This window comes from Pseudomonas sp. LAIL14HWK12:I7, assembly GCF_000483465.1.
GTDB classification, from domain to species: domain Bacteria; phylum Pseudomonadota; class Gammaproteobacteria; order Pseudomonadales; family Pseudomonadaceae; genus Aquipseudomonas; species Aquipseudomonas kermanshahensis.
This window is the reverse complement of sequence record NZ_KI519607.1, coordinates 200486-219274: the sequence shown is the minus strand read 5'-3', so window position 1 is coordinate 219274 and position 18789 is coordinate 200486. Positions and strand designations below refer to the sequence as shown.

Here is an 18789-nt window from a genome sequence, read left to right as displayed (position 1 = left end):
TGAAATGGCGCTCTTGGTGGCGCTCAGCACTCACTGTATCCGCTTGGCGGAACCAATCTTTGCTCCAGGTCGGTGAAAATTGTGTTGCTTGTACCGGCCTCTTCGCGGGCACAATCATCGCGTGGGCAAAAGTGGCCAGCTATCAGCCACCAGAAACACCCGCTCCACTTCATGCCAGGCACCCTCGGCCTCCTGCTCCAGCCTGACCAGCATCTGCGCCGGCGCATGCTCATCCAGCCCCTGCAGCCAGGCCCCGAACTGCAGTGCCGTCCAGCACTCATCCGCCTCGACCCGCGCCGGTGCCAACCAGGCATCGCGGGGCAAAGGCTGCCAGCGTTCGCCAGTGACCATCGACCAATCCCGCCGCCGCAACCAGCGCCCGCGCAGGTGCAGTGGGTTGGCCCCTGCGGGCGGTTCTGCCTGCCCAGGCCAGGGGTAGAACAGGTAACCGGCCAGCCACAGATGCGCCTGCACCTGCTGCACGCCAAGCCCGGCCAAGGCCGCGCGGCTCTGTGCGCCACTGGACATCGGCAACTGATGCCCAGTCAGGTGCGCCAGTTTGATCCCCAGCCGGTCATGGCAACCTGGGCCAAGCCATTGCGTCGGGTCTCGGCCATCGCTGTGGGTAGGCCCCAGGTAAAACTTGATGGCCAACTCGAAATGCTGCACCCCCTCGTCATCCCGCAGCAGAATGTCCAGCTCACCCAACGTCTGCCCGCCTGCGCGAATCGCCAGGTTCGCTGCCAGCAACTCAAGGCCCGGCGCCTGGCCCAGGGCGAACTGCCAGAGGCATTCGTAGTACAGGCCCAGCCGCCGACTGGTCAGCCGCGCCAGCCTGTCGCGCAGCGGTTGCTCATTGGCATCCAGCGCCAGCAGCCAGGCTTTCAGGCGTTGCGGATCATCGGCCCAGGCGCTGCCGGCCAGCGGGTGGCGCTGGGGGCAGGGCGGGGCGCTCAGCAGCGGGGGCGACAGCAATGCCCAGGCCAGGTCGCGCACGGCAGGGCGGCGCAACTGGCGAGGCAAGTCGTGGAGTTCGGCGAAAGGCATCATCCAGCGAGCATAGCCGGTTTGCCGCTACCCGGTCGTTTCGCCCATAATCGGCGCATAGTCACCCGCCGCAGAGCCTCGCAGGAGCCCCATGGAGCAATTTCGCAATATCGGTATCATCGGACGCCTTGGCAGCTCGCAGGTGCTCGACACCATTCGCCGACTGAAAAAATTCCTCCTCGAGCGCCACCTGCACGTGATCCTCGAGGACACCATCGCCGAAGTCCTGCCCGGCCACGGCCTGCAAACGTCCACGCGCAAGCTGCTGGGCGAGGTCTGCGACCTGGTCATCGTCGTCGGCGGTGACGGCAGCCTGCTCGGCGCCGCCCGCGCGCTGGCCCGGCACAACATCCCGGTGCTCGGCATCAACCGCGGCAACTTGGGCTTTCTCACCGACATCCGCCCTGACGAGCTGGAAGAAAAGGTCGCCGAAGTGCTCGACGGCCACTACCTGGTGGAAAACCGCTTCCTGCTGCAGGCCGAAGTGCGCCGTCACCACGAGGCCATCGGCCAGGGCGATGCGCTTAACGACGTGGTCCTGCACCCCGGCAAGTCGACGCGGATGATCGAGTTCGAAATCTACATCGACGGCCAGTTCGTCTGCAGCCAGAAGGCCGACGGCCTGATCGTTGCCACCCCGACCGGCTCGACCGCCTACGCGTTGTCGGCCGGCGGCCCGATCATGCACCCCAAGCTCGACGCCATTGTCATCGTGCCGATGTACCCGCATACCCTGTCGGGCCGGCCGATCGTGGTGGACGGCAACAGCGAGCTGAAGATTGTCGTGGCCAAGGACCTGCAGATTTACCCGCAGGTGTCCTGTGACGGCCAGAACCACTTCACCTGCGCCCCTGGCGACACCATCACGGTGAGCAAGAAACCGCAGAAGCTGCGCCTGATCCACCCGCTGGACCATAACTACTACGAAGTGTGCCGTACCAAACTCGGCTGGGGCAGCCGCCTTGGAAGCAGGGACGACTGATGCTCGATCCGGCGCGAAGTTTTGACATCATCGGTGACGTGCATGGCTGTGCGCTGACCCTTGAACGCTTGCTCGACGCCCTCGGTTACAAGCGCGTGGCCGGCGTCTGGCGTCACCCGCGGCGCCAGGCATTGTTCCTGGGCGACATCGTCGACCGTGGGCCGCGCATCCGCGAGGCATTGCACATCGTGCACGACATGGTCGAAGCCGGCCAGGCGTTCTGCATCATGGGCAACCATGAGTACAACGCCCTGGGCTGGGTCACCCCGGCGCTGCCCGGCAGCGGCAAGGCCCATGTGCGCGAACACACGCCACGCCATGCCAGGCTGATCGACGAGACCCTCACGCAGTTCGCCCACCACCCGGGCGACTGGCATGACTTCGTCAACTGGTTCTACGAACTGCCGCTGTTCGTCGACGCCGGGCGTTTCCGCCTGGTGCATGCCTGCTGGGACCCACGGCTGATCGAGCCGCTGCGCCAGCAATACCCGGACGGGCGCATCGACGAACATTTCATCCAGGCCTCGGCCGTGCCCGGCAGCTTTGCCGCCACCGTGTGCAATCGCCTGCTGCGGGGCACCGACATGCGCCTGCCGGACGGCTTGACCCTGACCGGTGGCGATGGCCTGACCCGCGCCTTCTTCCGCACCAAGTTCTGGGAAGAAGACCCGCAAACCTATGGCGACATCGTGTTCCAGCCCGATGCGCTGCCTGAAGCCGTCGCCAGCACGCCACTGAGCCATACCCAGAAGAACGCCTTGCTGCGCTATGCCGAGGACGAGCCTTTGTTGTTCGTCGGCCACTACTGGCGCAGCGGACGCCCGGCGCCGATCCGCGACAACCTGGCCTGCCTCGACTACAGCGCGGTGCTTTACGGCAAGCTGGTCGCCTATCGGCTGGATGATGAAACCCGTATCGACCCGCACAAGTTCGTCTGGGTCGACGTCGACCGCCCACAGGCCAATCAATGAACATAATCGAAGTGATGCGCCTGCCGCTGTCGGTCGACCTCAGCGGCTTCGTGCACCTGCTGCAACGCTTGCAGGTGCCACACCGGGTCAGTGAAGAAGGTGAAGTCCAGGTGCTGTGGGCCCCCGACACGCTGGCCCAGGATGTGCTGCAACTCTACCAGCGCTATCCCGACGGTAACGCCGACCTTGAGCTTGCGCAGGCCCCTGTGGAAGGGGATTCAGCCGCGAGTGCCCCCACACAACCCTCCCTCAAAGACCAGGTCAAAGCCTGCAAGGTCACCGCCGCTGTCCTGCTGCTGTGCTTCATCGTTGCCGGCATCACCGGCCTGGGCGACAACTTCTCGACCATTGGCTGGTTCACCTTCCTCGACTTCCGCGTGCAGGGCGACTACCTGTACTTCACCCCACTGGCCCAGGGCCTCGCCGAAGGCCAATGGTGGCGCCTGGTGTCGCCGATGCTGCTGCATTTCGGCGTGCTGCACCTGGCCATGAACAGCCTGTGGTACTGGGAACTGGGCAAGCGCATCGAGCTGCGCCAGGGGCCATGGCTGTTGCTGGGCCTGACCCTGTTGTTCAGCCTGGTTTCCAACCTGGCCCAGCACTACACCAGTGGCGCGAGCCTGTTCGGTGGCCTTTCTGGGGTGCTGTACGGGCTGCTCGGGCACATCTGGCTGTACCAGTGGCTGGCGCCCAACCCCCACTTCAACCTGCCCAAGGGCGTGCTGGTGATGATGCTGATCTGGCTGGTGGTGTGCCTGACCGGCGTAGTCGGCCAGCTCGGCTTCGGCCAAATCGCCAACGCCGCCCACGTCGGCGGCCTGCTCATCGGATGCCTGACAGGGCTCTTGGGTGGCGGCATGGCCCGGCGTAAACTGTCGGCTTGAATTAGGAGACGCTATGTCCACTTTCGCGCAAATGATTGAAAACATTACTCCCGAGATCTACGAGAGCCTGAAAACGGCCGTGGAAATCGGCAAATGGTCCGATGGCCGCAAGCTCACTGCCGAGCAGAAAGAGCTGTCGCTGCAGGCGGTGATCGCCTGGGAAATGAAAAACCTCCCCGAAGACCAGCGTACCGGCTACATGGGGCCGCAAGAGTGCGCCTCGAAGTCTGCGCCGATCCCTAACATTCTGTTCAAGTCGGACTCGGTACATTGATCGAACTCGCTCGTGGCTCTTTGAGCAAGATGGCGGTGCGCCTTGAAGCACCGGTCGTGCAATACAGCTTTCGCCTGGGTGAAGAGCAGGTGCCGGTCAACCCGTTGATCGGCCAGCGCTTGCGCCTCGAGTACCTCGGCGCCATTCACTGCAGCCATTGCGGCAAGCGCACCAAGACCAGCTTCAGCCAGGGTTACTGCTACCCGTGCATGACCAAGCTGGCCCAGTGCGACGTGTGCATCATGGCCCCGGAACGCTGCCACTATGACGCCGGCACCTGCCGCGAACCGTCCTGGGGCGAGCAGTTCTGCATGACCGACCACGTCGTCTACCTGGCCAACTCGTCAGGGGTCAAGGTCGGTATCACCCGCGCCACCCAGTTGCCCACCCGTTGGCTCGACCAGGGTGCCAGCCAGGCGCTACCGATCATGCGCGTGGCCACCCGCCAGCAATCGGGCCTGGTCGAAGACGTGCTGCGTAGCCAGGTACCGGACCGCACCAACTGGCGCGCCCTGCTCAAGGGTGACGCCGAAGCGCTGGACCTGGTGGCCATTCGTGAACAGATTTTCGATGCCTGCGCCGACGGCCTGCGCGACCTGCAAGCGCGCTTCGGCTTGCAGGCGATCCAGCCGCTGCCCGATGCCGAAGTGGTGCAGATGCGTTACCCGGTCGAGGCCTACCCGACGAAGATCGTCAGCTTCAACCTGGACAAGAACCCGGTAGTGGAAGGCACGCTGCTGGGCATCAAGGGCCAGTACCTGATCTTCGACACCGGCGTGATCAACATTCGCAAGTACACGGCCTACCAGTTGGCCGTGCTCCAGTAAAAAGGACCTGCACATGCGTACCGAACAACCGCAAGTGATCTACCTCAAGGACTACCAGGCGCCCGAGTACCTGATCGACGAGACGCACCTGACCTTCGAGCTGTTCGAGGACCACACCCTGGTCCATGCGCAACTGGTCATGCGCCGCAACCCGGCACGCGGTGCCGGCCTGCCGCCGTTGGTGCTCGACGGCCAGCAGCTTGAGCTGCTGCGCGCTTCGCTGGACGATGTCGAGCTGCAGGCGAGCGATTACCAGCTCGAAGCCGACAGCCTGACCGTGCAGCCCAAGGCCGAGCGTTTCACCCTCGACACCAGCGTGAAGATCCACCCCGAGAGCAACACTGCGCTGGAAGGCCTGTACAAGTCCGGCAAGATGTTCTGCACCCAGTGCGAGGCCGAGGGCTTCCGCAAGATCACCTACTACCTCGACCGCCCGGACGTGATGAGCACCTTCACCACCACGGTGATCGCCGAGCAGCATCGTTACCCGGTGCTGCTGTCCAACGGTAACCCCATTGGCAGCGGGCCGGCAGAAGACGGCCGCCATTGGGCGACGTGGGAAGACCCGTTCATGAAACCGGCCTACCTGTTCGCCCTGGTGGCCGGTGACCTCTGGTGCGTCGAGGACAAGTTCGTGCGCCAGTCGGGCCGCGATGTGACCCTGCGCATCTACGTCGAACCCGAGAACATCGACAAGTGTGACCACGCCATGGTCAGCCTGAAGAAGTCCATGCGCTGGGACGAAGAAGTCTATGGCCGCGAGTACGACCTGGACATCTTCATGATTGTCGCGGTCAACGACTTCAACATGGGCGCCATGGAAAACAAGGGCCTGAACATCTTCAACTCCAGCTGTGTGCTGGCCCGGGCCGAAACCGCCACCGACGCCGCCCACCAGCGTGTCGAAGGCGTGGTCGCCCACGAGTACTTCCACAACTGGTCGGGCAACCGCGTCACCTGCCGTGACTGGTTCCAGCTGTCGCTCAAGGAAGGCTTCACGGTGTTCCGCGACGCCGAGTTCAGCGCCGACATGAACTCGCGCACGGTCAAGCGCATCGAAGACGTCGCTTACCTGCGGACCCACCAGTTCGCCGAAGATGCCGGCCCCATGGCCCACCCGGTGCGCCCGGACAGCTTCATCGAAATCTCCAACTTCTACACCCTGACTGTGTACGAAAAGGGTGCCGAGGTTGTACGTATGGTCCGCACCCTGCTGGGGGCCGAGGGCTTCCGCAAAGGCAGCGACCTGTATTTCGAGCGTCATGATGGCCAGGCGGTGACCACCGACGACTTCATCAAGGCCATGGAAGATGCCAACGGCGTCGACCTGACCCAGTTCAAACGCTGGTACAACCAGGCGGGCACGCCGCGCCTGGAGGTCAGCGAAGGGTATGATGCAGGCGCCCAGACTTACAGCCTGACTTTCCGCCAGAGCTGCCCGCAGACCCCCGACAAGGCCGAGAAGCTGCCGTTCGTGATCCCGGTCGAGCTGGGCCTGCTGGATGCCGAAGGCAACGACCTGCCGCTGCGCCTGGCGGGTGAGGCCGCGGCTGGCGGCACCAGCCGCGTGCTGTCGGTGACCGAGGCGGAGCAAACCTTCACCTTCGAAGGCCTCACGGCCAAGCCGCTGCCCTCGCTGCTGCGAGGCTTCAGCGCGCCGGTGAAATTGAGCTTCCCGTACGACCGCGACCAGCTGATGTTCCTCATGCAGCACGACAGCGATGGTTTCAACCGCTGGGAAGCGGGCCAACAGCTGTCGGTGCAGGTGCTGCAGGAGCTGATCGGCCAGCATCAACGTGGCGAAGCGTTGAAGCTCGACCCGCGCCTGATCACCGCCCTCGGTACCGTGCTGGGCAACGAATCGCTGGACGCCGCCATGGTCGCCGAGATGCTCTCGCTGCCAGGCGAAGCCTACCTCACCGAAATCAGCCAGGTAGCTGACGTCGATGCCATTCACGCCGCCCGCGAGTTCGCCCGCCAGCAGATCGCCGAGCAGCTGTTCGATGGCCTGTGGGCCCGCTACCAGGCCCACCGCGAGGTCTCGCGCAGCACGGCCTACGTCGCTGCGGCCGAGCACTTCGCCCGCCGCAGCCTGCAGAACATCGCCCTGTCGTACCTGATGCTTAGCGGCAAGCCGCAGGTGCTGGAGGCGACCCTGGAGCAGTTCGACCAGTGCGACAACATGACCGAGCGCCTGACCGCCCTGGCGGTGCTGGTCAACTCGCCGTTCGAAGCCGAGCGGGCCAAGGCGCTGGAAACCTTCGCCGAGCACTTCAAGGACAACCCGTTGGTCATGGACCAGTGGTTCAGCGTGCAGGCCGCCAGTTTGCTGCCAGGCGGGCTGGCCCGGGTCAAGGCGCTGATGCAGCACCCGGCGTTTACCCTGAAAAACCCGAACAAGGTGCGGGCGTTGGTGGGGGCGTTTGCCGGGCAGAACCTGGTCAACTTCCATGCGGCCGATGGTTCGGGTTATCGCTTCCTGGCGGACCTGGTGATCGAGCTGAATGCGCTGAACCCGCAGATTGCTTCGCGTCAATTGGCACCGCTGACCCGCTGGCGCAAGTACGACGACGCGCGTCAGGCGCTGATGAAGGGTGAGCTGGAGCGGATTCTGGCTTCTGGGGCGCTGTCCAGTGATGTGTATGAGGTGGTGAGCAAGAGCTTGGCGTGAGCCTGGCAGATCCAGGGGCTGCTGTGCAGCCCATCGCAGGCAAGCCAGCTCCTACAGGTAAAGCGCACAGTTCAAGGGCGGCGCTGTACCTGTAGGAGCTGGCTTGTCGGGGCGCCGAACCGCTGCGATGGGCCGCACAGCGGCCCCGGCTTTTGGGCGGTTAACAAAACATAACGTCCCGTTCGTTGTAATTCTTCAGCCTTCCCCGATACGATCCCCACAAGCCTCTAACACAGGCTTTTCAACGCACAGACCCACCAAGAAGAACACAACAGGGGACGGTCATGAGGGAGCGTGTGATGACGCAGGCCAGGCGTGGTGCCTGGCCGTTGGCGGCTGGCGCGGTGCTGGCGCTGGCACTTGGGATGTGGGCGGACACCGCGCAAGCGGCGCCTGCCGACGAATACTCGACCGAATCGGCCAAGGCCAGTCAGAGCCTGCTGATCGACGCCGCCCAGGCCGGCAAGCGTCTGGTCGTGGTCGGTGATCGCGGTCATATCCTGTTCTCCGACGACCAGGGCAAGACCTGGACCCAGGCCCGGGTACCCACCCGGCAACTGCTCACCGCTGTGTTCTTCTTCGACGACAAGCGCGGCTGGGCTGTCGGCCACGATGCGCAGATCCTCGCCAGTACCGATGGCGGCGCGACCTGGAGCAAGCAATTCGAAGACCTGTCCCGCGAAGCCCCGCTGCTCGACGTCACCTTCCTCGACGCCCAGCACGGTTTTGCCGTGGGTGCCTATGGCGCACTGCTGGAAACCACCGACGGCGGCCAGCACTGGCAGGACGTTGCCGAGCGCCTGGACAACGCCGACCAACTGCACCTTAACGGCATCGCCGTAATCAAGGACGCCGGCCTGTTCATCGTCGGCGAGCAGGGCAGCATGTTCCGTTCAGGCGACAACGGCCAGACCTGGTCCAAGGTCGACGGCCCGTACGAGGGCTCGCTGTTCGGTGTGATGGGCACTGCCCAGCCTAAGACGCTTTTGGCCTATGGCCTGCGCGGCAACTTGTTCCGTTCTACCGACTTCGGCGACAGCTGGCAGCCGATCGAACTCAAGGCCGCGCGCGGCACGCTCGAATTCGGCCTGGCAAGCGCTACGCTTGTCGAGGATGGCAGCGTGGTGCTGGTCGGTAACGGCGGCAGCGTGTTGCGCAGCCATGACGACGGGCAAACCTTCAGCGTCTACAACCGTGCCGACCGCATCGCCCTGGCCGGCGTCACCGGCCTGACAACCGGCGGCTTGCTGCTGGTGGGGCAGGGGGGCGTGCACCTGGCCACCGCCGAAGGCGCCGACCAGGCTGCCAAGGAGGCGCGTCCATGACCAGCAGGGAGAGCATCACCATGCACCCGCATCACCAGGACAAGGCCACGCTGCTCGAACGCCTGATCTTCAACAACCGCCCCGTGGTCATCGCCCTGTGCGTGCTGGTCAGCATCTTCCTGTTCTGGCAGGCCACGCAGATCCGCCCCTCGACCAGTTTCGAGAAGATGATCCCGCTCGAGCACCCGTTCATCGAACAGATGATGGAGCACCGCAACGACCTGGCCAACCTCGGCAACACCGTGCGTATTTCGGTGGAGGCGGTCAACGGTGACATCTTCGACAAGGACTACATGGAGACCCTGCGTCAGATCCATGACGAGGTGTTCTACATCCCTGGCGTCGACCGCGCCGGGCTGAAGTCGCTGTGGAGCCCCAGCGTGCGCTGGACCGAGGTGACCGAAGAAGGCTTCTCCGGTGGCGAGGTGATCCCCAATACCTACAACGGCTCGGCTGAAAGCCTCGATGCCTTGCGCGACAACGTGCTCAAGTCCGGCCAGGTCGGGCGCCTGGTGGGCAACAACTTCAAGTCCAGCATCGTCGATGTGCCGCTGCTGGAGAGCTACCCCGACCCGCAGGACCAAGGCAAGCAGGTCAAGCTCGACTACCAGCAGTTCTCGCACCTGCTCGAAGAGAAGATCCGTGACAAGTTCCAGGCGCAGAACCCCAACGTGAAGATCCATATCGTCGGCTTCGCCAAGAAGGTCGGCGACCTGATCGACGGCCTGGTGATGGTGGCGATGTTCTTCGGCGTGGCCCTGGGCATCACCTGGGTGCTGCTGTACTGGTTTACCTGGTGCATCCGCAGCACCATCGCTGTGCTCATCACCACCCTGGTGGCGGTGGTCTGGCAGCTGGGCTTGATGCATGCGGTGGGCTTCGGCCTCGACCCGTATTCGATGCTGGTACCCTTCCTGATCTTCGCCATCGGCATTTCCCACGGGGTGCAGAAGATCAACGGCATCGCCTTGCAGTCGAGCGGCGCCGACAACGCACTGACCGCTGCCCGGCGCACCTTCCGCCAGCTGTTCCTGCCGGGGATGATCGCCATCCTTGCTGACGCAGTGGGCTTCATCACCCTGCTGATCATCGACATCGGGGTCATTCGCGAGCTCGCCATCGGCGCCTCGATCGGCGTCGCGGTGATCGTCTTTACCAACCTGATCCTGCTGCCGGTGGCGATTTCCTATGTCGGCATCAGCAAGAAGGCGGTCGAGCGCAGCAAGAAGGACGCGACCCGCGAGCACCCGTTCTGGCGCCTGCTGTCCAATTTCGCCAGTGCCAAGGTGGCGCCGGTGTCTGTTGCCGTGGCCTTGGTGATGTTCGCCGGTGGCCTCTGGTACAGCCAGAACCTGAAAATCGGCGACCTCGACCAGGGCGCGCCAGAGCTGCGCCCGGACTCGCGCTACAACCAGGACAACAACTTCATCATCAGCAACTATTCGACCAGCTCGGACGTGCTGGTGATCATGGTCAAGACGCCGTCGGAAAGCTGCTCGATCCACTCGACCATGGCGCCGATAGACGAGCTGATGTGGACCATGGAGAACACCCCGGGCGTGCAGTCGGCGATCTCGCTGGTGACCGTGTCCAAGCAGGTGATCAAGGGCATGAACGAGGGCAGCCTGAAATGGGAGACCCTGTCGCGCAACCCGGACATCCTCAACAACTCCATCGCCCGCGCCGACGGCCTGTACAACGCCGACTGCTCACTGGCGCCGGTGCTGGTGTTCCTCAACGACCACAAGGCCGAGACCCTGGAGCGCGTCACCGCAGCCGCCAAGGCCTTTGCCGACAGCCACAACAAAGAGGGCCTGCAGTTCCTGCTGGCGGCCGGTAACGCCGGGATCGAGGCGGCCACCAACGAGGTGATCAAGTCGGCCGAACTGACCATTCTGGTGCTGGTGTACATCTGCGTCGCGGTGATGTGCCTGATCACCTTCCGCTCGTTCGCCGCAACCCTGTGTATCGTCCTGCCGCTGGTGCTGACCTCGGTGCTGGGCAATGCGCTGATGGCGTACATGGGCATTGGCGTGAAGGTTGCGACGTTACCGGTGGTGGCCTTGGGTGTGGGCATCGGCGTGGACTATGGCATCTACATCTACAGCCGCCTGGAAAGCTTCCTGCGTGCAGGCCTGCCGTTGCAGGAAGCCTATTACGAAACCCTGCGCTCGACCGGCAAGGCGGTGTTGTTCACCGGGTTGTGCCTGGCCATTGGTGTGTGCACCTGGATCTTCTCGGCGATCAAGTTCCAGGCCGACATGGGCTTGATGCTGACCTTCATGCTGCTGTGGAACATGTTCGGTGCGCTGTGGCTGTTGCCGGCGCTGGCGCGGTTCCTGATCAAGCCTGAGAAGATGGTGGGCAAGGAGGGCGGGTCCATTTTTGCCCATTAAGTGAGGGGCTGTAGAGGGCCTGTGGGAGCGGGTTCACCCGCGAATACGGTGGTGCATTCGCCGACGCATTCGCGGGTAAACCCGCTCCCACAGGTGCCATGTCGCTATACTGTCGCTCTTTTCCCAATTGGTACCCTCATGTCCCCCCTCGCCACCGCCCTCCAAACCTGCGACATGCTGCTGATCGATGGCCTGCACGCCTTCGATTTCACGTCCAACGAAACCGGCCTGACCGTCGAATGCATGGACGGCCGCCAGCTGCGTCGCTGGAACTTCACCCCCGAGCAGATCGCCGCCGCCACCGCCACGGGTGACGAGTGGACGCTCAACGGTGCCCAGGGCGAGCATCGTCTAGTCTGTATGAGTGCCTTTCGCGCCCCGGATGAAGACCACGATGAACCGGATCTGGACGAGCCTGCTGACCGCTAGCCTGATGAGCCTGACAATCAACGCCCACGCCGCCACGCTGCTGGTGGGTAGCTACACCGATGGCCAGAGCCAAGGCATCTACCGCTACCTGTTCGACAGCAAGACAGGCCAGATCACGCCGACCCCGCAACAGGTGGTCAAGAGCGAGAACCCTTCCTGGCTGGTGCTCTCGGCCGACCAACGGCAACTGTTTGCAGTCAACGAAACCGCGCAAGGCCACGTCAGCAGTTTCAGCGTGAGCCGCAAAGGCGAGATCAAACCGCTCAACCAGGTGACCACCCGAGGCGACGAGCCGACCCACGCCAGCCTCAGTCGCGACCAGCGCTTCCTGTTCGTTGCCAACTACGCCGTCAAGCCAGACCCCGGCGGCAGCTTGGTGGTGATCCCGGTGGCCAAGGACGGCAAGCTCAAGGACGTGGTGCAGCAAGCCCGCCATAAACCAAGCGGCGTAAACCCCGAACGCCAGGCCGGCGCCCATGTGCATTCGCTGGTGCTGTCGCCGGACGGCCAGCACCTGTATGCCTGCGACCTGGGCGCCGACAAGGTGTTCATCTACCGTTACGACGGTGCCAGCACAGACCACCCACTGACGCCAGCGATTCCGGCGTCGGTGGCCCTGCCGCCGGGCAGCGGCCCGCGTCACCTGCTGTTCGACGCCAAGGGGCGACACGCCTACCTGACCTTGGAAATGAGCGCTGAGGTGGTGGTGTTCGATGTGCAGAACGCCAGCCTGGTCGAGCGCCAGCGTCTACCCCTGACGGACCACCAGGACGCTGCGGCCAAGGCCGCTGGCGGCCTGCACCTGTCGGCGGATGGGCGCTTCTTGTACGTGAGCAATCGCGGCACGGCCAATGAGATCGTGGCCTTCAGCGTGGGCAAGGAGGATGGCCAGTTGGCGTTCTTGCAACGCCGTTCGGTGGAGGGCGATCACCCTCGGGAATTTACCCTCGACCCTAGCGACAACTTCCTGTTGGTGGCCAACCAGAAGAGTGACCAGATCGTGGTCATGCGCCGTGACCCGCGTAGCGGCAAGCTCGGTGAGACAGTACAGACGCTGCCGCAGGCTGCGCCGTCGGACCTGAAGTTCATCGAGTGACGCCAGGTGTTCGGCGTTCGTTTTTGGGCGTTCTTGAGATCGAGCGCCGCCCGCGCGGCGCTTCGCAGCACAAGGCTGCTCCTACATTTGTTTCGGGCCAGTCACGCCTGTGAAGGCGGCGCGCGACCGCCCTGTGAGTCCAACTCGATATCGCGCCATGCACCTGTAGGAGCAGCCTTGTGCTGCGAAGCGCCGCGCGGGCGGCGCTCGATCTCAAAACTACTCAAGCATGCCCGCCGGACACTGCCAGCTATCGCGCCATCACTGCCTTGAACAGATCCGACCCCAACCAGCCCTCCAGCCAGCTCCGCACCCGCGGATAAGCCGCCTCGGCGAACCACTGCGGTTCGACCCCGGCAAACTGGCGCATCAGGGGCAACAAGGCGGCATCGGCAAGGCTCGGGTGATCGGCCAGCAGGTACGCACGCCCTTCGAGCAAAGCCTCGAGATCCACCAACCAGGCTTCGGCCTGCTGGCGGTAGTGCTCGCGGTTATGTTCGGGGTAGCGCTCGGCGTACTTGTACAGGTTCACCTGCGCCTTGAACGTGCTGTCGTTGCGGGCGATCAGCGCCTCAGCCTGTTGCGCCGCCGCAGGGTCGGCCAGTAGCTGCCAGTCCTGCGGGTCGTTGCGTTGCAGTGCCCAGCGCATGATGTCCAGGCTTTCTTCCAGCACACCCGCCCCGGTGTCCAGCACCGGCACCGTGCCCTTGGGCGACAAGGCCAGCAGCGTGGCGGGCTTGTGCTTCATCGCCACTTCTTCGATCTGCACCTCGCACCCGGCGTAGCGCAAGGCCAGGCGCGCGCGCATGGCCCAAGGGCAGCGGCGGAACGAGTAGAGGATCATCCGCACACCTCGACGTCACTCAGGCCGTTGCCCTGGCGGCGTACCTGGATCTGCACCGGGATCCGCTCATGCATCTCTTGCACGTGGGAGATCACCGCCACCTTGCGGCCTTGCGCCTGCAGGCCGTCGAGGGCATCCATGGCCAGTTGCAGTGACTCTGGGTCGAGGCTGCCGAAGCCTTCGTCGATGAACAATGATTCGATGCGCAAGGTGCTCGACGCCATCGACGCCAGGCCAAGGGCCAGGGCCAGCGAGACCAGGAAGGTTTCACCGCCCGACAGCGAATGCACCGAGCGCAGCTCGTCGCCCATTTCGGTGTCCAGCACCAGCAGGCCGAGGGCGCTGCCGCCACGTTTCAGGCGGTAACGACGCGCCAGCTGGCGCAATTGGCTGTTGGCATGGTGCAGCAGCAGGTCGAGGTTGTAACCCTGGGCGATCTTGCGGAACACATCGCCGGAGGCCGAGCCGATCAGCGCATTGAGCCGCGCCCAGCGCTGCCACTGCTGATGGGCGTGCTCGATTTCCGTGGCCAGAGCCTGGTACGCCTGTTGACGGCGCTGGTCTTCGGCCTGGGCGGCGCGCAGCTCGGCGCACTGCTGTTCATGGTTGGCCAGCACTTCGCGTAGCTCAAGCAACGACTGCTCCAGGTCTTCGGCCGTGGCTTCGACACTGGCTTGCGCGGCATGTTGCTGCAGCCGCTGTTCACGCTCCTGCAACAGTACGCGGCCTTGTTCGATAGCCTTTTCCGCCGCCTGCAGGTGCTGGCGCAGTTCAGCCATTTGCGCGTCGTCCATGCCCAGCAAGCGGTCCAGGCCACTGTCGTCCAGCTCGGGGTGTTCGGCGCGCCAGTGGGCGATTTCCCCCTGCAACTGCTGGTGCTCCTGTTCGAGCGCCTGTTGGCGGGCGATGTTGGCCTTGAGTTCGCCGGCCAGTTGCAGGGCTTGGGTGCGGGCGTGTTGCAGGCGCTCGGCCGTTTCGGCCTCGCTTGTGCGGGCCTGCTCCACCTGCTGTTCCAGATGGCGCTGCCAGTCTTCGGCGCGCGGGTGATCACCGAGCAACTCGGCCAATGCGGCGCGGGCTTTTTCCATCTGCTCGGCCAGCCCGTTGATCTGCTGCTGCAGGTCTTGCTGGCGCTGCACGCGGGTGTTTTGCTGATCGAGCAGGCGCTCCAGCTGTTGCTGGCGTTGCTGTTGTTCCTGCAGTTCGTCCTTTTGCTGGTCCAGCTGTTGCTGGCGCTGGGCGATCTGCTGGTCAAGGCTGAGGAAGGCGTGCGCTGGCTCGTCGTGCAGTGCCTGCAACACAGGCGCTGGCAGCAGGGTGGCGAAATCAGCCAGGGCCTGTTCGAGGCGTTCCTGGTCGGCGGCCAGGGCTTGATGCTGTTGGTCCAGGCGGCGCTGGGCCTGCTGTTGGGCTTCGCTGGCAGCCTGCAACTGCTGGTTCAGGCGGGCGGCATCGCGTTGCAGGGTCAGCAGGGTGGCCTGGCGTTTTTCGTCCCGGGCGATCTCTTGGTCGAGGCGCTGCAACTGGCTGTCCAGCCAACCACTGCGGGCCTTGCCTTCATGGGCGCTGAGGGCGGGCCACAAGGCATGGGCGGCGAGTTGGCCGGCCAATGGCTGCAATTGCTCGTTTAGTTGCGCCTGTTGGTGCTGGTATTCCTTGATCTGGCCGTTGACCACACCCACTTGGGTGCGCAGTTCGATCAGGCGGGTATTGAATTGCTCAACCTGAGCCAGGGCCGTGGCTTCTTCGGCCTGGTCGTGCCGGCCAAGGCTCTGCAGCAGCGCTTCAGGCTGGTGGAAGGGGTGTTCGGCGCTGCCGCAAACCGGGCACGGTTCGCCATCGTGCAACTGCGCACGCAGTTCTTCGACGCTGGTGTTGCGTGCCAGGCGCTGGCGTTCCAGCAGTTGCCGGGTCAGTGCCAGCGCCTGCTCGGCGGCTTCCAGCTCGGCCTTGGCGGCAGTGCCTTCGCCAATCAGTTGCTGGCGTTGCTGCAGGGCCTGTTGCTGGCGTTCGCGCAGCGACTGAATACCCTGCTGCAGCTCCTGCTCGCGGGCGTGCAGGCGCGACAGTTCTTCCACGGCGCGTTGTTGCTTGCGGTTTTCTTGCAGCATGCCACCCAGCAGGTCGAGCTGCTCGGCCAGGGCCTGAGGCTCTGCTGCGGCTTCGCGGAACAACACGTCGAGGGCGTCGCGCTGTTCCTGCAGTTGCGCATTGGCCTGGCTGGCCTGGGCCTGCAGGCCGGGCAGCTCTTCGCGGCCCTGGTTCAGGCGGTTGCCGATTTGCAGCAACTGTTGCAGCTGCGGGCGATAGGCCTGCCAGGCGTTGGTCAGGGCGGCGAGGGGCGCACTGTCAGCCAGGGCTGCTTCAATGTGGGCCAGTTGCTGTTGGCCGCGCTGCTGGTGCTCGCCCAGCTGCTGCAATTGTTGCTGCAACTCGGCCGCGGCCAGGTCGGCCTGCTGGCCGGTTTCGCGCGCCTTGCCCAGTTCCTGTTCCAGGCGGGTGAGGGTGTCTTGCTCGGCGAACGCCTGGCGCAAGCGCGGGGCGTTTTCGCCTTGGCTGGCCTGGGCCTGGCTCAGCGCTTGGCGGGCTGATTCGAGGGCCTGCTCCAGTTCGCCGGTGCGGTTGTGCAGGTCGCTTTGCTGGCGCTGTTGTGCGTCGAGCTCGCTGGCCAGTGGCGCGCGTTGCGCGGCCAAGGCCTGCTGCCGGTGGAACTGGTGGCGCTGTGGCGCCAGGCGCTCCAGGCGTTGCAGGTCCAGGCGCTGTTCGGCCAGCTGCTGCCAGGCCTGTTCGGCGGCCTGCAGGGTTGCATGGGCTTCGGCCTGCTGTACCTGCAGCAGGCGCTGCTCATTGAGCCAGCCACGCTGTTGCTCCAACTGGCGCTCGCGCGCTTGGTCGGCCTTGAATTGCTGTTGCGCCTGCTCCAGGCGCTGGTCGAGCTCGGCGCGGGCTTCGGCCAGCAGCGGCAGCAGGTGGCTGGCACGGTCTTTCAGAGCGTTGTGCGTTTCACCGGCCTCGCGCGCCTTGCTGAAGGCGCGCTGGCCAAGGCGGGTGTAGATCGCGGTGTTGGTGAGCTTTTCCAGCAGCTCGCTGCGTTCCTTGTCGTCGGCCTTGAGGAACGCACCGAACTCGCTCTGGGCCAGCATCACCGCACGGGTGAACTGCTCGAAGTTCAGGCCCAGGCGTGCTTCGACCAGTTGCTTGTATTCGTTCTTGCCGCTGGCCAGCACCTGCTCGCTGTCCAGGTCATAGAAGCTCTGGCGGCTGTGTTGCAGCTTGCCATTGGCCTTGTCGCGGGCGCGGTTGGCTTCCCAGCGGGCGCGGTAGCGACGGCCATCGATGCCGACGAAGTCGACTTCGGCATAACCGCTGCCCGTGCCGCGGCGCACCAGGTTGCGCGGGTCCGAGGTCGGGATCTCGCCGTCGGCGTCCGGTACCTTGGCTTCGCGGCCGATGTCGTTGAGCCGCGGCACGGTGCCGAACAGCGCCAGGCACAGGGCATCGAGCAGCGTGCTCTTGCCGGCGCCGGTTGGCCCGGTGATGGCGAACAGGCCGGCGCTGGCCAGGGGCTCGGCGGTGAAGTCGATGTCGATTGGGCCGGCCAGGGATGCCAGGTTCTTCAGGCGGATGGCGAGAATCTTCATGGCTGTTCCTCTTCCAGCTGGACGTCCTGCAAGAGCAGGGCGAAATCGGCCAGGGCCTGCTCATCGGCGGGGTTGCCGTAGGCCTGTTCCCAGGCGCGGCTGAACAGGTCCTGCGGGGTCATCTGGGACAGTTCGACGAAGGCCAGGTCGTCGTCCTCGGCACTCGTGCGCCCGGCGTATTCGGCGCTGATGCGGATCAGCCGCACGGCCTTGCCTTGCAGCGCCCCCTCGACTTGCTGACGCAGGTCGGGTTGCGGTTCGTCCAACACCACACGCACTTCGAGCCAGGGCTGACGATTGGGGTCTTCGAGCAAGTCGATCACCGGCAGCTCAGCCAGCTGTACCAGCAACTCGCCGAGCGGCGCCGGGCCAATGCGTTGCAGGGCCACGGCGCGGGGCACCAGGCGCGGCTCGACGCTGACCAGCTCGGCGCCGTCCAGCTCCACCTCCAGCACCTGGTGCGGGTAGTTGATTTCGGCAAACGACAGCGGGATCGGCGAGCCGCTGTAGCGAATGCGCGCTTCGCGGTTGACCTTCTGCGGCTTGTGCAGGTGGCCCAGGGCGACATAGCTGATGGCCTTGTCGAACAGCTTGGCCGGCAGGGCTTCGGCATTGCCGATGATCAGGCTGCGCTCAGAGTCCTCGGACACCGCACCCCCGGCCATGTGGGCATGGCTGATGGCGACCAGCGCCTGGTCCTTCTTGCGCTTTTGCTGGGCAGCGGCAATCAGTTGCTGGTGCACCTGGGTGATGCCGTGCAGGTAATCGTCACCCAACTGCGGGCCGGTCACTTCTGCCGGGCGCAGGAAGGGCAGGGCCAGGCACCAGGCGCTGACCTTGCCGCGGGCGTTGGTCAGCGGGATCAGCAGGCGCTCGGCATCCAGCTGGCCTTCATCGAGCCAGTGCACACGACCCAAGGCGTGGGTGCGCAGGCGGCGCATGAGCGCGGCGGGCAGTTCGATGCGTGAGCCGGAGTCGTGGTTGCCGGCGATCATCACGATGTCCAGCTTGGGCTGTTGCTCATGGGCTTGGACGATGAAGTCGTAGAGGCGCTCCTGGGCTTTGACCGGTGGGTTGACCGTGTCGAAGATGTCGCCAGCGATCAGCAGCGCATCCGGCTGGCGCAGGTGCAGCTGGCCGAGCAGCCAGTCGAGGAAGCAGGCGTGTTCGAAGTCGCGTTCCTGGCCGTGCAGGCTTTGGCCCAGGTGCCAGTCGGAGGTATGAAACAGACGCATGGATGACCTGTTGGTGTCGAGTCGAGCAAGCGGGGGCTTGGCTTGGATGATGGGCGTTGCGCAGGGGGGTATGGTAACTCAATGGTGGGGGTAGGGGGCATGGCTGGGGGGATGGGTGGGGGGATGTTGGCGGATTGCGTGTGGGGCGCATGTCTTGAGTTTTGCAG

Annotated in this window: 14 protein-coding genes; 10 read left to right on the top strand and 4 right to left on the bottom strand. The window is 64.6% G+C overall.

Features of this window, described 5'->3' with window-relative positions:
* Positions 1-114 precede the first annotated feature (114 nt).
* Complete coding sequence (locus D886_RS0126125) at positions 115-1050, bottom strand: DUF1853 family protein (RefSeq protein ID WP_027596711.1); 936 nt, start codon at positions 1048-1050, stop codon at positions 115-117.
* A gap of 88 nt (positions 1051-1138) precedes the next feature.
* On the opposite strand from D886_RS0126125, the gene D886_RS0126120 reads away from it, so the two are divergent.
* The 10 genes from D886_RS0126120 to D886_RS0126075 all read left to right on the top strand — a co-directional run bounded on the left by D886_RS0126120 (position 1139) and on the right by D886_RS0126075 (position 12902).
* Positions 1139-2029: an NAD(+) kinase gene (locus D886_RS0126120; RefSeq protein WP_027596710.1), complete on the top strand. Its 891-nt coding sequence runs from the start codon at positions 1139-1141 to the stop codon at positions 2027-2029.
* Positions 2029-3000 (top strand): metallophosphoesterase, encoded by a 972-nt coding sequence (locus D886_RS0126115; RefSeq protein ID WP_027596709.1) that lies wholly within the window; start codon positions 2029-2031, stop codon positions 2998-3000. The genes D886_RS0126120 and D886_RS0126115 overlap by 1 nt, the downstream gene beginning before the upstream one ends.
* Entirely contained in the window at positions 2997-3884 is an 888-nt protein-coding gene (locus D886_RS0126110; protein WP_027596708.1) for a rhomboid family intramembrane serine protease, read from the top strand. The genes D886_RS0126115 and D886_RS0126110 overlap by 4 nt, the downstream gene beginning before the upstream one ends.
* A gap of 13 nt (positions 3885-3897) precedes the next feature.
* Complete coding sequence (locus D886_RS0126105) at positions 3898-4158, top strand: YeaC family protein (protein WP_027596707.1); 261 nt, start codon at positions 3898-3900, stop codon at positions 4156-4158.
* Positions 4155-4985 carry a DUF2797 domain-containing protein gene (locus D886_RS0126100; protein WP_027596706.1) on the top strand — a complete coding sequence of 277 codons (831 nt, stop codon included), beginning with the start codon at positions 4155-4157 and terminating at the stop codon, positions 4983-4985. Before D886_RS0126105 ends, D886_RS0126100 begins: the two co-directional genes overlap by 4 nt.
* A gap of 13 nt (positions 4986-4998) precedes the next feature.
* Entirely contained in the window at positions 4999-7656 is a 2658-nt protein-coding gene (pepN, locus tag D886_RS0126095) for an aminopeptidase N (RefSeq protein ID WP_027596705.1), read from the top strand.
* Positions 7657-7940: 284 nt separating this feature from the next.
* A complete protein-coding gene (locus tag D886_RS0126090) occupies positions 7941-8981 on the top strand; it encodes a YCF48-related protein (protein WP_027596704.1) in 1041 nt (346 codons plus the stop codon).
* 20 nt (positions 8982-9001) lie between these two features.
* The gene (locus tag D886_RS0126085) at positions 9002-11377 is read left to right on the top strand and encodes an RND family transporter (protein WP_027596703.1); all 2376 of its coding nucleotides are present in this window, start codon (positions 9002-9004) and stop codon (positions 11375-11377) included.
* Positions 11378-11515: 138 nt separating this feature from the next.
* Positions 11516-11806 (top strand): DUF5629 family protein, encoded by a 291-nt coding sequence (locus tag D886_RS0126080; protein WP_027596702.1) that lies wholly within the window; start codon positions 11516-11518, stop codon positions 11804-11806.
* Positions 11772-12902, top strand: coding sequence for a lactonase family protein (locus tag D886_RS0126075; protein ID WP_027596701.1), 1131 nt, complete (start codon positions 11772-11774; stop codon positions 12900-12902). Before D886_RS0126080 ends, D886_RS0126075 begins: the two co-directional genes overlap by 35 nt.
* Before the next feature lie 250 nt (positions 12903-13152).
* Here D886_RS0126075 and D886_RS0126070 read toward each other — a convergent pair whose 3' ends face one another.
* From D886_RS0126070 to D886_RS0126060, 3 genes are read right to left on the bottom strand one after another with little or no spacing between them, the layout of a single operon-like run.
* The gene (locus D886_RS0126070; protein WP_027596700.1) at positions 13153-13746 is read right to left on the bottom strand and encodes a glutathione S-transferase; all 594 of its coding nucleotides are present in this window, start codon (positions 13744-13746) and stop codon (positions 13153-13155) included.
* A complete protein-coding gene (locus D886_RS0126065) occupies positions 13743-17387 on the bottom strand; it encodes an AAA family ATPase (protein WP_027596699.1) in 3645 nt (1214 codons plus the stop codon). The genes D886_RS0126070 and D886_RS0126065 overlap by 4 nt, the downstream gene beginning before the upstream one ends.
* On the bottom strand, positions 17384-18622 hold the full coding sequence (locus D886_RS0126060) for an exonuclease SbcCD subunit D C-terminal domain-containing protein (RefSeq protein WP_027596698.1): 1239 nt from the start codon (positions 18620-18622) through the stop codon (positions 17384-17386). Before D886_RS0126060 ends, D886_RS0126065 begins: the two co-directional genes overlap by 4 nt.
* Positions 18623-18789: the final 167 nt, after the last annotated feature.